This window comes from Winogradskyella sp. HB-48 (genome assembly GCF_049942685.1).
GTDB lineage: Bacteria > Bacteroidota > Bacteroidia > Flavobacteriales > Flavobacteriaceae > Winogradskyella.
On the sequence record NZ_CP187934.1, the window covers coordinates 205,508 to 219,195 of the forward strand.

Annotated in this window: 17 protein-coding genes and 1 tRNA gene; 10 read left to right on the plus strand and 8 right to left on the minus strand. The window is 33.8% G+C overall.

The annotated features are described in order from the left end of the window. Positions 1-11: 11 nt before the first annotated feature. A complete protein-coding gene (locus tag ACPX19_RS00980) occupies positions 12-998 on the plus strand; it encodes a hypothetical protein (protein ID WP_426430951.1) in 987 nt (328 codons plus the stop codon). Beyond that, positions 991-1,353 carry a DoxX family protein gene (locus ACPX19_RS00985; RefSeq protein ID WP_426430952.1) on the plus strand — a complete coding sequence of 121 codons (363 nt, stop codon included), beginning with the start codon at positions 991-993 and terminating at the stop codon, positions 1,351-1,353. The genes ACPX19_RS00980 and ACPX19_RS00985 overlap by 8 nt, the downstream gene beginning before the upstream one ends. Here the strand turns inward: ACPX19_RS00985 and ACPX19_RS00990 are convergent, their stop codons facing one another. Next, entirely contained in the window at positions 1,354-2,034 is a 681-nt protein-coding gene (locus ACPX19_RS00990; protein WP_426430953.1) for a M15 family metallopeptidase, read from the minus strand. It lies immediately after the preceding gene. 32 nt (positions 2,035-2,066) lie between these two features. Between ACPX19_RS00990 and ACPX19_RS00995 the strand changes: the two genes are divergently transcribed. From ACPX19_RS00995 to ACPX19_RS01030, 8 genes are all read left to right on the plus strand, one after another. After that, positions 2,067-2,672 (plus strand): alpha-ketoglutarate-dependent dioxygenase AlkB family protein, encoded by a 606-nt coding sequence (locus ACPX19_RS00995; RefSeq protein ID WP_426430954.1) that lies wholly within the window; start codon positions 2,067-2,069, stop codon positions 2,670-2,672. Between the two features lie 375 nt (positions 2,673-3,047). Next, positions 3,048-3,974, plus strand: a complete 927-nt coding sequence (locus tag ACPX19_RS01000; protein WP_426430955.1) for an alpha/beta hydrolase — start codon at positions 3,048-3,050, stop codon at positions 3,972-3,974. Between the two features lie 295 nt (positions 3,975-4,269). Beyond that, positions 4,270-5,130 carry an SPFH domain-containing protein gene (locus tag ACPX19_RS01005; RefSeq protein ID WP_426430956.1) on the plus strand — a complete coding sequence of 287 codons (861 nt, stop codon included), beginning with the start codon at positions 4,270-4,272 and terminating at the stop codon, positions 5,128-5,130. A gap of 2 nt (positions 5,131-5,132) precedes the next feature. Next, a complete protein-coding gene (locus tag ACPX19_RS01010) occupies positions 5,133-5,291 on the plus strand; it encodes a DUF4177 domain-containing protein (RefSeq protein ID WP_426430957.1) in 159 nt (52 codons plus the stop codon). Beyond that, positions 5,291-5,806 (plus strand): hypothetical protein, encoded by a 516-nt coding sequence (locus ACPX19_RS01015; protein ID WP_426430958.1) that lies wholly within the window; start codon positions 5,291-5,293, stop codon positions 5,804-5,806. The genes ACPX19_RS01010 and ACPX19_RS01015 overlap by 1 nt, the downstream gene beginning before the upstream one ends. Beyond that, positions 5,799-5,975 (plus strand): Arc family DNA-binding protein, encoded by a 177-nt coding sequence (locus ACPX19_RS01020; RefSeq protein ID WP_426430959.1) that lies wholly within the window; start codon positions 5,799-5,801, stop codon positions 5,973-5,975. Before ACPX19_RS01015 ends, ACPX19_RS01020 begins: the two co-directional genes overlap by 8 nt. A gap of 80 nt (positions 5,976-6,055) precedes the next feature. Next, entirely contained in the window at positions 6,056-7,369 is a 1,314-nt protein-coding gene (locus tag ACPX19_RS01025) for a DUF819 domain-containing protein (RefSeq protein ID WP_426432408.1), read from the plus strand. Positions 7,370-7,391: 22 nt separating this feature from the next. After that, positions 7,392-8,102 (plus strand): DUF4369 domain-containing protein, encoded by a 711-nt coding sequence (locus ACPX19_RS01030; RefSeq protein ID WP_426430960.1) that lies wholly within the window; start codon positions 7,392-7,394, stop codon positions 8,100-8,102. A gap of 178 nt (positions 8,103-8,280) precedes the next feature. Here the strand turns inward: ACPX19_RS01030 and ACPX19_RS01035 are convergent. The 7 genes from ACPX19_RS01035 to ACPX19_RS01065 form a co-directional block, all read right to left on the minus strand. Further along, positions 8,281-8,354: transfer RNA gene (locus ACPX19_RS01035), tRNA-Thr, on the minus strand. Between the two features lie 50 nt (positions 8,355-8,404). Beyond that, positions 8,405-8,671, minus strand: a complete 267-nt coding sequence (locus ACPX19_RS01040) for a hypothetical protein (RefSeq protein WP_426430961.1) — start codon at positions 8,669-8,671, stop codon at positions 8,405-8,407. Positions 8,672-8,730: 59 nt separating this feature from the next. After that, positions 8,731-9,702 (minus strand): type I phosphomannose isomerase catalytic subunit, encoded by a 972-nt coding sequence (locus ACPX19_RS01045; RefSeq protein WP_426430962.1) that lies wholly within the window; start codon positions 9,700-9,702, stop codon positions 8,731-8,733. A gap of 3 nt (positions 9,703-9,705) precedes the next feature. Continuing rightward, on the minus strand, positions 9,706-10,116 hold the full coding sequence (locus tag ACPX19_RS01050) for a 6-pyruvoyl trahydropterin synthase family protein (protein ID WP_426430963.1): 411 nt from the start codon (positions 10,114-10,116) through the stop codon (positions 9,706-9,708). Next, positions 10,113-10,640: an isopentenyl-diphosphate Delta-isomerase gene (gene idi / locus ACPX19_RS01055; protein WP_426430964.1), complete on the minus strand. Its 528-nt coding sequence runs from the start codon at positions 10,638-10,640 to the stop codon at positions 10,113-10,115. The genes ACPX19_RS01050 and idi overlap by 4 nt, the downstream gene beginning before the upstream one ends. Before the next feature lie 107 nt (positions 10,641-10,747). Next, positions 10,748-12,724: an OmpA family protein gene (locus ACPX19_RS01060; RefSeq protein ID WP_426430965.1), complete on the minus strand. Its 1,977-nt coding sequence runs from the start codon at positions 12,722-12,724 to the stop codon at positions 10,748-10,750. 10 nt (positions 12,725-12,734) lie between these two features. Beyond that, positions 12,735-13,661, minus strand: a complete 927-nt coding sequence (locus ACPX19_RS01065) for a PorP/SprF family type IX secretion system membrane protein (RefSeq protein ID WP_426430966.1) — start codon at positions 13,659-13,661, stop codon at positions 12,735-12,737. Positions 13,662-13,688 lie beyond the last annotated feature (27 nt).

A 13,688-nucleotide genomic window follows, 5' to 3' on the forward strand; every position in this document is an offset into this window, starting at 1 on the left:
CTTTATAATCTATGAATTCCAAATTTTATATAACCATATTTTTTATCATTTTAGGATGTTATACCAGCTTTTCTCAAATCAAAGTCTTAGATAGTATTTCTCAATCTCCCGTTAGTTATGCCACTATATCGTTTGGAAATGGCCAAGGTATTTTTGCTGATGATGATGGTATGTTCTTCTTCACCAAAAAACTATATCCAGATGTAGATTCGCTACATGTTTCTGCTATTGGTTTTAAAAACCTTAACATTGCTACAGAGAATTTACCCAACCAATTGTTATTACAGCCTCAAACAGATGCCTTAGATGAAGTAATACTTAGCACTAATCTCAATCGAAAATTTAAAGAAGAAACTTTAAAGCCATATCTCGATGATGATTATTACAACTGTTGGTTACCGACCATTGAGTCTGAGATAGCTGTATTTTTTGAAAGAACTTCAGACCAAGATCAAAAGCTAACCAGTGTTACATTTCCAATAGCACTAGAATCTAAAGACTGGAACAAAAGAAAACGTGCTAATAGCGACAAAAAGGAATTCTCAACTTTATTTAAAGTGCAATTTTATACCAATGACAACGCTAAACCAGGCAAAGCACTCACCTATGAAACTATAGTTTTTAGAGCTACTGAAAAAAATGGAGATGCCTATGAGCTGAATGTTGAAGACTATGATATTTATATTCCCAAAAATGGTTTTTTTGTCTCTTTGCAAGTTATGGGTTATACAGATAAAAACGGAAAACTTCTACCTAACAAAAAATATAAAGAAATAAAAACTAAGGATGGCATTGTAAAAATCCCAACAAATTTTAGACCGCTACTACCTTTTACAAATATGGTTGAGGGTAAAAATACCTATATAAAACGTATATTTATTAATGGCAATAATTGGGTAAAGTTTGATAAAGGCAACGGTTTTAAATCTAGCCTATTAGATAAAAACCTTTATAATTACGGAATTGGGATAACGTATAAAACATTTAAGGATGAGTAACCCTTTAGGACTATACATTATGGCTGGCATGTATATTTTGGCTGGTCTTATGCATTTTGTAAAACCAAAAATGTATATGCGTATTATGCCAAGGTATATGCCAAACCACAAATTTCTTGTGCTACTGAGTGGTATTGCCGAAATTGTTTTAGGAGTAGCTTTGTTATTTTCAGAAACTAAAGCATTTGCCATTTATGGTATAATAGCAATGCTGGTTGTATTTCTGCTAGTTCATTTTTATATGTTATCTGGCGAAAAAGCTTCCGCAGGCATCCCTAAATGGATATTAATTTTAAGAATACCACTTCAATTTTTATTGATGTATTGGGCTTGGGTTTATTTGGAGTACCATTAACTATTCCACCTCAAAATCAAAATAAGTCTTTGGAAAAGGTTCCCAACGCAACGTAAAATGCCACCACTCTTTTGGGTAATTCCTAAAATTATGCCTAAGCATTACTTGTTGTAGTAATTGGCGATTCTTCTTTTGTATTTCAGTAATGCCGTCATATTCTACCCAAGACTGTTCACCAAAAAAATCATAAGGGCTTCCCATATCTAAAGGCTCTCCAGTATTGCCATCTATAATCGTGAGATCAACGGTACTACCTCTACTATGGCCAGAGCGGGATGCGATGTATTCCTCTTTAAATAGGTTTTGTTTCTTTACATCTGGATAAAACTCTGTTTTATTGACTGTATCATTAAGATTTTTTGCCCATCTCCCAAAATGGTTCACCGCACGTTGTGGCCGGTAGCCATCATAAACTTTTAAACACAAATTTTGCTCTTGCAGTTCATCTTGTACGAGTTTTAGTTTTTCAGCAGCAGCTCTTGTTAAGATTAAATGATTAGACTTGTAACCATCAATTGTGTCTCCAACAAAATTATGAGCAGTGCAATATTTAAGCTCTACGTCTAAATCTGGTATTACAGACCTAACGTACACAAACCCTTCTGGCAACTCTTGTTTCTGGTAAAAACCGAAGCACAAAAGACCCAAAGCAATTATAGAAATGAGAATTTTATTTTTCATAACTAAGTACTAATTTAGAGAAAAATTATGCTATGGACCTGTTTTCGAAAGAGAAACAACATTTTATCCTGCCGAATGCTGAACTGATCTATATTCCAGAATTTTTTAATAAACAGGAAGCGGACAACTATTTTCAAATTATAAAAGATCAAACGAAATGGCAACACGATGATATAAGGGTTTTTGGTAAAACCTACAAACAACCAAGATTAACAGCACTTTTTGGTGATACTAAACAGACCTACAGTTATTCAAATATCACTATGCATCCAAAGCCTTTTACCTCAACTTTGCTAGACATTAAGACAAAAGTTGAAGATTTCTCAGATGAAAAATTCAACACGTTATTAATTAATCTCTATCGCGATGGTAATGATAGTAATGGCTGGCATGCAGATAACGAAAATGAACTAGGAAAAAACCCTGTAATTGCATCAGTTAGTTTTGGTGAAGAACGACCATTCCATTTTAAACACCGAACATTAAAAAACGAACGTCATAAACTTAATCTAGAACATGGAAGTTTACTAGTAATGAAAGGCGAGATGCAGCATTATTGGCTACATCAAATTGCCAAAACCAAACGACAGATGCAACCAAGGATAAACCTGACCTTTAGAAAACTAATAGAGATATAAAAACAAAAAACCGGGTTCCCTCAAACCCGGTTTTTCTAATTTGCTTTTTTATTATGATAGTAGATTTAGGGTCTCTAAGTCAACATAACATAATGCAAATATTAATTAATTAATCCATTGAACTAAAAACTAAATTTTAGTACATGTCAAATATATGATTAGGTTTTAATTTTACCGCTTAAAAACATTATTAATCGATGAAATGCATTTAATTTTAACATTTAAAGATGAAAATATGTATTTAGTCGATGAAATACATATCGATAAAAAGTAAAATTGAATACAAGTTCACAATAAAGTGATTCTAAAAAAGTTGAAAATTAAAATACTAAAAGCTTTATCTATTAACTTTACAACATAAAAATTTGTTGCCCGATGAAACATTATATAGTCCTTATTTCAGTTCTAGTTTCCTATCTCTCTTTTGGTCAGGAAAAACCAAATACAGAAGAAGAAGTTTCTGTTTCAAAATTTATTGATGGCACTTTACTAATTCCTAACGATAAGCAAAAACAAGCTTTAGCTATTATAATAGCAGGTTCTGGCCCAACAGACAGAAATGGCAACCAAAATTTTTTAAAAAATAACTCGCTAAAAAAACTTGCTGAAAGTTTAACCAACAACGGTATAACTACTTTTAGATACGATAAACGTATTGTAAAGCAAATACGCCAGGGCAATGTTGATAAAAATATAATGTTTAATGACTTTGTAAGCGATGCTGAAGATGTCATAAAGTATTTTAGAGCCAAAGAAACATATTCCAAAATCTATATTATTGGTCATAGTCAGGGAAGTCTGGTAGGTATGCTTGCAGCAAAAGAAAATGCTGATGGATTTATTTCATTGGCTGGAGCAGGACAAAATATTGGTGATGTCATTGTAGATCAAGTTACCAATATGGCTCCAAAACTTGGAGAGGAAGCACAAAAGGTAGTTGATAAATTAAAAAAAGGAGAAACCACTACTGAGTATCCCCCAACTCTAGCATCAGTTTTCAATATAGACCTACAACCATTTATGATAAATTGGATGCAATATAATCCTGCAGAAATTATTAGCGAATTAAAAATCCCTATACTTATTATCAATGGCACTAAAGATCTTCAAGTAACCGAAGAAGAAGCCCGACTATTAAAAGAAGCCAATGATAATGCTGAAATAAAAATCATAGAAAATATGAATCATGTTCTATTTGAAATTGAAGGTGATGATTTAGAAAATTCTAAATCTTATAACGAAGCATCTCGACCAATTTCTACAGAACTTGTTGATAGTATTATTGAGTTCATTGACTCTTAACAACTTGTATAATTAAGACTGAATTAAAAAAGCATCTCAAATTTGAGATGCTTTTTTACTAACTAACCAACCAAAATGTAATGTCGCGAATTTGTAGTGTTGTTACGATTGTAACTATCGCTGAAAACCATTACACTTAATACTTAACAAACCGCGTGCCAAACTCAAATTTTCATTTTTTTTCATAAATAATGTAACAAATAATTGGTTTAATACACTAATCTTACATATCTTTATGATATCATTTTAATATCATATTGAATTTTAAATGATTAACCAATTAAATTTTTTTAACATGAAAGAAGAAAAAATCATCGTCCCAGCAAATGGATACTTTATGCTATTTGTATTTTTAGTATTGTTTTTCGGAAGTATCGCTACCATAATTTCTTTAAAAACACCTTGGCCAATTATCCCTATTGTATTGTCTCTAATTATGGCATTTGGTTTTGTAATGGTACAACCTAACGGATCACGTGTTTTGTTGTTATTTGGTAAGTACGTCGGTACTATTAAAAAGAATGGTTTTTATTGGGTAAATCCCTTTTTTACCAAAAAGAAAATCTCGTTAAGAGCTAGTAATTTTGATAGCGAGCGTTTAAAGGTAAACGACAAACTTGGTAATCCTGTAATGATTAGTACTATTTTGGTATGGCGTGTACAAGACACTTACAAAGCGGCTTTTGATGTAGACAATTACGAAAACTTTGTGCGTGTACAAACCGATGCAGCCGTTCGCAAATTAGCAAGTATGTATCCTTACGATAATTTTGCAGATGAAGGCCATGATGAAGATATCACACTTCGCTCTAGTGTAAATGAAGTTAGCGAAGCATTAGAAAAAGAGATTGACGAGCGTTTATCCATAGCTGGTATAGAAGTCCTTGAAGCAAGAATCGGCTATTTAGCTTATGCACAAGAAATTGCTAACGCTATGCTAAAACGTCAACAAGCCACAGCCATCGTAGCTGCAAGGCATAAAATCGTTGAAGGCGCTGTAAGTATGGTAGAAATGGCTATAGAAGAGCTTAACAAAAAGCAAGTAGTAGAACTAGACGAAGAACGTAAAGCTGCAATGGTTAGTAACCTCATGGTTGTACTTTGTGGTGATAAAGAAGCTGCACCTGTGGTTAATACTGGAACTTTAAGTCATTAGAAATGAAAGAATATAAAGTCATACAACCAAAGTTAGGTTTCAGAAATCGATTTCAACAATTTGAAGATCTACTGAATCAGCATGCTAGAGAAGGATGGTCTGTAAAGTTTATTGGACAAGGATGGACCAGTGTAGTTTTTGAACGTGATAAAAATAGATAATGCGAATTTTTAAAGAAGAACAACGGTTTAACCAAACATGGATTATAGTGCTAATGGCTGCTAGCACTATGGTTCCTGTTGCTATTGTATTGCATACTTATATTAACAATCCCGAAAATCTCTCTAGTGCTGAGCTGGTTGTTGCAATACTTATTATTTTGCTAGCATCAAGTTTCATCTTTATATTTAAGTTGAGCACCAGAATAGATGAAAAAGGTATTCATTACAAATTTTTCCCTTTTCATTTAAAATATAGACTTTTAAAATGGGAAGATATTAACGAGGCTTACATCAGAACCTATGATGCACTTACAGAATACGGTGGCTGGGGACTAAAGGGAGGAGCGCTTTGGAACAAATCTAAAGGCACAGCCATCAATGTATCAGGAGATATTGGCATTCAACTTGTACTAAAAAGTGGAAAAAAGCTATTAATAGGTACCCAAAAACAGGAAGATGCCAAAACCACAATAGACACCTACAAGCAAAAAATAATTAACGATACAAATGTCTAAGAAAAAAGCCTTTGCGTTACGAATTGATGAAGATATGCTAAAAGCTATAGAAAAATGGGCTGCTGATGAATTTCGTAGTACCAACGGACAAATAGAATGGATACTTATGCAATATCTAAAAGAACACAATAGACAACCAAAAAGGAAAACTACTGGTAATGAAAAGTGACTTAAAAAGTCACTTTTTTATTGCTCTTTATTTTGGTATTTTGCGCCAATAATTGTTTCTCTATGGATACTACACAGTTAATTGAAGTAAAACCAATGTTTACGCAAGATACCATTGTTTTTGGTTTACTAATGCTAACATTAGGCTTTGTCTTTTACACTTCAACAGGCGAGCATAAGTTCTGGAAAAAGTTTTATAAATACATCCCTGCGCTTTTGATGGCTTATATGTTGCCCGCAGCCTTAACTACTTTTGGTCTAATTTCACCTGAATGGGGATTTGAAAATGAGCAGGGTACTTTGGTAGAAGTTACAGGAAAATCCCAAGCGTATTATGTGGCTAGTCGCTTTATGCTTCCTGCGGCTTTGGTACTTATGACTATTAGTATTGACCTAAAAGCGGTTTTTAAACTTGGCTGGAAAGCCTTAGCCATGTTCGGTACAGGTACTTTGGGCATCATTATGGGTGGCCCAATTGCTGTTTACCTAATTGCGTTGGTATCTCCAGAAACTGTTGGAGGTTCTGGTACCGATGCTGTTTGGAGAGGACTATCTACCTTAGCCGGAAGCTGGATTGGCGGTGGAGCTAATCAGGCTGCAATGTTAGAAATATATGAATATAATACTGCTAATTATGCAGGAATGGTTATCGTAGACATTGTAGTGGCCAATATTTGGATGGCTATTCTTTTACTAGGTATTGGTAAACAGAAAAAGATTGATAAATGGCTTAAAGCTGATAATAGTGCTATTGACACCCTAAAAGAAAAGGTATCTAGTTATGCAGACAGTATTTCAAGAAATCCCACTTTAGCAGACTTCATGGTCATTCTTGGTGTGGCATTTACTGTTGTAGGTATCTCACATTATGGAGCTAATGAAATTTCCGAATTTCTTACTAATAACCTAGAAGCCGTTAGTGATAAGAAATCTGCATGGTCGTCCTTTGGATCCCAGTTTTTTTGGATGATTACAATAGCCACTATTCTTGGAATATTATTATCTTTTACAAGATTAAAGACCTATGAAGGTGCTGGCGCCAGTAAAATTGGCAGTGTCTTTATTTACATCCTCGTAGCTTCTATAGGTATGAAAATGGATTTGACAAAAATAGTAGACAACCCTGGGTTGATTGTGGTTGGCTTGGTGTGGATGGCTGTTCATGTTGGCTTACTATTTTTAGTTGCCAAACTCATAAGAGCCCCTTACTTCTTTCTTGCAGTGGGAAGTAAGGCAAATATAGGCGGAGCAGCTTCAGCACCTGTTGTAGCTGCTGCATTTCATCCTTCTTTAGCCACTGTTGGAGTACTGCTTGCTGTTTTTGGCTATGTAGTAGGTACATACGGAGCCATGCTTACTGCTGAATTAATGCGACTAATTGCACCCATAACTTAAAAAATCTCATTTATTATACCTTATGACAAAGTTGAATAAAACACTTAGCCTCTTATTTTTATTATTTATAGTCACCTCTTGTAGTAAAGAGGTTGAAACCAATTTCACATTAAAAGGACACATAAAAGGTCTCAAAAAGGGGATAGTTTACCTTCAGAAAGAAGGAGACTCAACTATAATAAATTTAGATTCTATGGTTATTACTGGCCAACCGGAGTTTACATTGAAGACTAATTTAGAAGAGCCTATACTACTTTATCTTAAACTATTTAAGAACGATGGTGAGGAACACTACATTCCGTTTTTTGCTGATGAAGGTGTTACAGAATTAAAAACTACGCTGAAGAATTTTAATTATGATGCAGAAATTAAAGGGTCTAAGCAACAAGAATTATTAAATGAATACACTAAAGTTATGTCTAAATTCAATGATCAAAATTTAGACATTATTGAAGCTAGTTTTTTAGCTCAAAAAGATAATGACAGCATTGCGGTAGATTCATTAATTAAGGCTTCTGAAACTTTATTTAAACGTAAATACTCTTACACCATTCAGTTTGCCTTAAACCATAAGGATAATATTATTGCACCTTATTTGGCTTTATACGAAATACCTTCAGCAAACCCTATTTATGTAGATTCTGTTTATAACGGTTTAACAGAGGATATTAAAAATTCGTTTTACGGCAAAAAGCTTGGCGAAGTTATTGCCAATAGAAATACTGAAGAATAATCACATGCTGACTCTAAAAAAGAAAGCTCTAATTACATATTGCAATTAGAGCTTTTTAATTTTAGAGCCCATAGAGGGACTCCCTTCGACTGCGCTCATGATAAACTTCTCGTCCTTTTAGGTTTTAGAAAATAAAAAACCCTAACCACATGAATTGTAATTAGAGTTTCTATTATTGAGCCGATAGAGGGACTCGAACCCACGACCTGCTGATTACAAATCAGCTGCTCTAGCCAGCTGAGCTATATCGGCAAAAGTGCACGCAAAATTAAACGTTAAATTCAATTTTGCAAATCCTTTTTTTATAGTTTATTAATTCTTTCGATTAATGCTCTTCCTTTTTCTTCTAAGTCTTTATTAATTGCTTTGAAATGGGCCTTTGCATCTTCGACACCTCTATCGTTTACACGAGCAATAAGTTCATCAAATGAAGCGATAGCATCGTCAATAATAGCTTCGCTCTCTTTTGTTGGTTTTTGCGTATTTTCTAATTCCCAGAAGTAAACGGCGTCAATAATGTCTCCAAAAACATAATTGATGTCCTTTTTTAAATCTCTCTTATTTGCCATAATATTTTCAGTTTATTTGCGTACAAATGTACGGAATCCATGATTTACTTTGTCAATTTTTAAATGTAAACTTCAAGTAGTTGTGCCTTCTTTGACTTAAGGCTAAAATCTTTAATAGCCGCAGGAATTAGAATCGTTTCGCCTTTAGAAATAAACTCTTTTGTATTTTCGGTGGTTACTTCTACTTCACCATCCACACACATGTATATTAGAAATGTATCGTTTGAGTTTTTTTTAATCAATTCCCTATTTATTTCTAAAAAATTAGTGGTAAAGAATGGACAACTTACCATTTCATTTGTTACATTTTTATTCTTTTTGTAATCAACTCTAAAATCGTTTTTTAAATCAAATTTAAAGGCATCTATGGCTATGTCATTATGAAGTTCACGCTCATCACCTTTTTCATCCTTTCTGTCCCAATCGTATACGCGATACGTAATATCACTAGTTTGTTGTATTTCTGCTAATAGAACACCAGCACCTATGGCATGTACCCTACCTGCTTCAATAAAATAGGTATCTCCCTCTTTTACACTATCAAAATTCAAAACTTGTGTTAATGTTTTATTCTTAAGATGCTTCAAGTAGGTATCTTTATTCATTTTTTTATTAAAACCGACCATGAGCTTGGCATCTTTATCTGCTTGTAGTACATACCACATCTCAGTTTTTCCAAAAGAATTATGTCTCCTTTTTGCTAAAGTGTCATCAGGATGCAGTTGGATACTTAAATCTTGTTTAGCATCAATAAATTTTATGAGTAAAGGAAAGTTATTTCCAAATCGTTTGTAATTCTTATCACCTATTAAATCGCCTTTATATAATTCTAATAAATCTTGAAGATTGTGCAATTTAAACTCGCCATTTACAACCTCAGAAACATCTCCTGGCACAGTACTAATTTCCCAACTTTCACCAACTTGATTAGATTCTGAAGGTTTATTAAGCTCAGTTTTGAGTTTTTCACCACCCCAGATTTTATCTTTAAGAATGGGGTAAAACTTTAGAGGATAGAGTTCAGTCTCCATATATTACTTTCCAGAATAGGTTACAAAATTACGAGGTGTTTCGTAGAGTGTTATTTCCAAATGGAATTTAGAATCTAGTTTTGCCTTTATCTTATTGTAAATCACAACGGCAATATTTTCTGCTGTAGGATTTAAATCTTGAAATTCTGGAACTTCTACATTAAGGTTTTTATGATCAAATGCATCTTCTACTTCACTCTTTATGATATCTTTTAGAATCTTTACATCTATAACATATCCTGTTTCAGGATCAATCTCTCCAGTAACACTTGCTATAAGTTCGTAATTATGACCATGAAAATTAGGATTGTTACACAAACCAAAAACAGCATCGTTTTTTTCAAAACTCCAATCTTTTCTATAAAGTCTATGTGCCGCATTAAAATGTGCTTTTCTATGTACTGTTACTGTCATGATTTTTTTACGTTTATAAATTCATAAAACTTATCAAATATAATTTTAAACCAAGCTGTGTAATATTCAGGATGCTTTGCAATATCTAACTTAACATCTTCTAAACCCATCCATTTCCAATCTGCCACTTCATCTTCATTAATGTTTGGTGCTTCATTATAATATCCTAACATGATATGATCGTATTCGTGCTCGGTTAAACCATTATCAAAAGGAGCTTTATATATAAACGAGGTCGTTTCTTGCAATTCAGTTACAAATCCCATTTCTTCTTGTAATCGACGTTTGCCTGCCTCCAAATTTGATTCTCCTTCTCTTTGATGACTACAACACGTATTGGTCCACAACCCTGGTGAATGATACTTATGTAATGCACGCTGCTGAAGCATTAATTCGTTTTTATCATTAAAAACAAATACTGAAAATGCACGATGTAGTAGTGCTTTTTCATGAGCTTCCATTTTTGGCATTATGCCAATTTGATTATCGTTTTCATCAACAAGGATGACATTTTCTTCTACCATAAAGCAAAATTAACATCTAAAGGATTAAAAATGCTAAAGGATTTCATAAAAAAATAGCCGCTTAAGTGATTAAACGGCTATTTTTTAATTTCTATCTGTAAAATCTTTTAGTTATTGTCACAAGATTTACCATTAATACTCGTAATGATAAACTCACTACGTCTATTTAATTGATGTTCATCCTCAGAACAACTAGAGGCATTTGTTGGTTCACAACCACAATCGTTAACCAATTGTGACTCACCATATCCCTTAGCTGTTAAACGATCTGCTTCAATACCGTTATCTATTAAGTACTGACGTGTAGACTTTGCTCTTCTATCAGATAACCTCTCATTATAGTCTGCAAGTCCTCTACAGTCTGTATGCGAACGAATATCGATATGCATTGTTGGGTACTTATTCAATACTGCTAATACTTTCTGTAATTCAATCTCAGCGTCATATCGTATATTGGACTTATCAAAATCGAAATAAATAATCGGAATGTCCAAAATTTTAGCTAAATCATCGCAAGGATTGATTTCTTGTACATCTTTTTCTAATAGTAATTGCAACTGTAATTCTTGTTTTCTCTTTGGAGTGGTAAAACGTTTTTCATCTGATATGTACGCCACCATTTCTCCCCTAATGAGATATTCCATTTCACAATCTAACTGAAATTCAAAAGCTGCATCTTCACCAACAGTTTTACGCTCAATTTCGTTTCCTTTACCATCAAATAAAACCACAGTGGCATTAGGTATAAGTTCGTCTGTCTTACTATCTTGAACTGTTCCGAATACCAGTTGTTCACACTCAGGAACCTCAAAAGTATAGATATCATCACTACCCTTGCCACCTTCTCTATTGGAACTAAAATATACACGCTTTGTTACCAAATTTTCATAATACCCGAAATCATCTGCAGAGCTATTCACTGGTTTTCCAACATTTTCAATTGGAAAATTTCTATTAGAACCTGACGCTACTTTTTGGTCTAATTCTTCAGATTTAAATACATCTAAACCGCCTAGACCAGGAAAACCTGTTGAAGAAAAGAACAAATTACCGCTTGTATCCATAAATGGAAATGATTCTTGCCCTTCCGTATTTATTGAAGAGCCCAAATTTTCTGGCTCACCAAGTGTGCCATCATCGTTTACATCTACCACAAAAATATCAGACTGCCCATAAGTACCTGTCATATCTGATGCAAAGTATAACCTTGTTCCTGTGAGGTTTAAGGCTGGGTGAGCAACGCTATAATCTTCACTGTTAAAATGAACTTTATGAATCTCATCCCAAGTTCCATCTTCACTCAACGTAGCCCTATATAATTGCAATCGATTAACACCACTTCCATCTTCTTTATACTTTAACTTGAAAAAGTTATTTCTAGTGAAAAACATGTATTTACCATTAGGTGAAAACACAGCACTAGATTCGTGATACTTTGTATTAACTTTTCCTTGAATTTCCTTAACCTCACCGAATCCATTTTCAGTTTTTTCAACTGCATATATATCTAAATAAGGTTCTTCATTCCAACGGTATTTACGACCACCACCTCTAGCAGAGGCAAATACAATGGAGTTATCATATTCCGTAGTACCGAAGTCTGAGAGCTCAGTATTAATGTCTAAGTTTTCAACCTCAATATCATCACGACTCAACTCTTCAATATTGGCTCTGTAATCTACCTTAGAAAGAAAAGCCTTACCTCTCATATCATCTGGTTTAAGTTCATTGAATTTCTTCATCCACTTATCAGATTCCTCATAGTTTTCAATTCCTTTTAAGGCTAAAGCATATCTAAAATAGTACTCTGGATCAATGACTTCGTTCATGGTAAATAGCTCTCCATACCATTTCGCGGCATTCTCCATGTCATTTCTAAAGTAGAAGGAATTTGCCAATTTCTGAAAAAGATCTGCAGACTTATAGCCCTTATTGGCTACCTCCAAAAGGACCTCACTTGTTTTTACATAAGCAAAATCCTTATAGTCGTCTTCAACACTTTTTATTTTGCCGTTCTGTGCAAAGGCAGATAAAGCAAACATACCTGCGCAAACTAAACTTATATATTTTGAAATTGTTCTCATAGTCTTATTTTTAGAAGAAACGTGGTGATAAAATTCGGCCTAATCGTTTCACTTCAAATCTTAAAGTTATTTCGTGAGTTCCTCCATTGTAATTATTTAAACCTGTAGTGGTTAAATCATATCCATAACCAATAAACATGCCAGGTGTAGCTTGAAAACCTACAAGAGCACTAACAGAATCATCCCATCTCCAGGCTAAACCAGCAGTTAAATTCTTTTTGTACCAGAAGTTAGCAGACACATCCGCAATAAGCGGTGAATTTGAAACCGCTTTCACTAAAAAAGCTGGTTTTAACTCTAAGGTTTCACTAAGGTTGAAAACATAACCACCTATGGCATAGAAATGCATGCGTTCTGTAGCTCTAGACTCTTGAAAGTCATCATAATGTTCTGTTTCTAAAAAGTTTGGTACAGCTAAACCTAAATACCATTTTCTAGTATGCATGTATAGTCCTGCACCAACCATAGGTGAAATAAGATTTACATTTTCATTGAACACGTTATCTGGATCTCGGAATCGACCTTTACTCCAATCTAAATCTAACATATGTATTCCACCTTTTACACCAAACGATAATTTTAAATCATTTGCATTTAAAGGAATAGTATATGAAAAATTAGCATCAATAAAATTCTCTCTAGCAGGACCAAGTGCATCGCTAACAATGTTTAAACCTAAACCTATACGCTCATTGCGTAAAGGCGAATGAATACCTAAAGATTGTGTTTGCGGTGCACCATCAATACCCACCCATTGTGATCTATGTAAACCTACAACACTTAGTGTCTCTCTTTGGCCAGCATAAGCCGGGTTAACACTCAAAGTATTGTACATATAATGCGTGAATTGAGGATCTTGCTGAGCATTTAATTCAGTTACTAATAGTGTAGTAAACACCATTAAAATTAAACTTGCTTTTGATAATATACGTATCATCTTTCTGTCTTTTTCTATAGTTGTTTA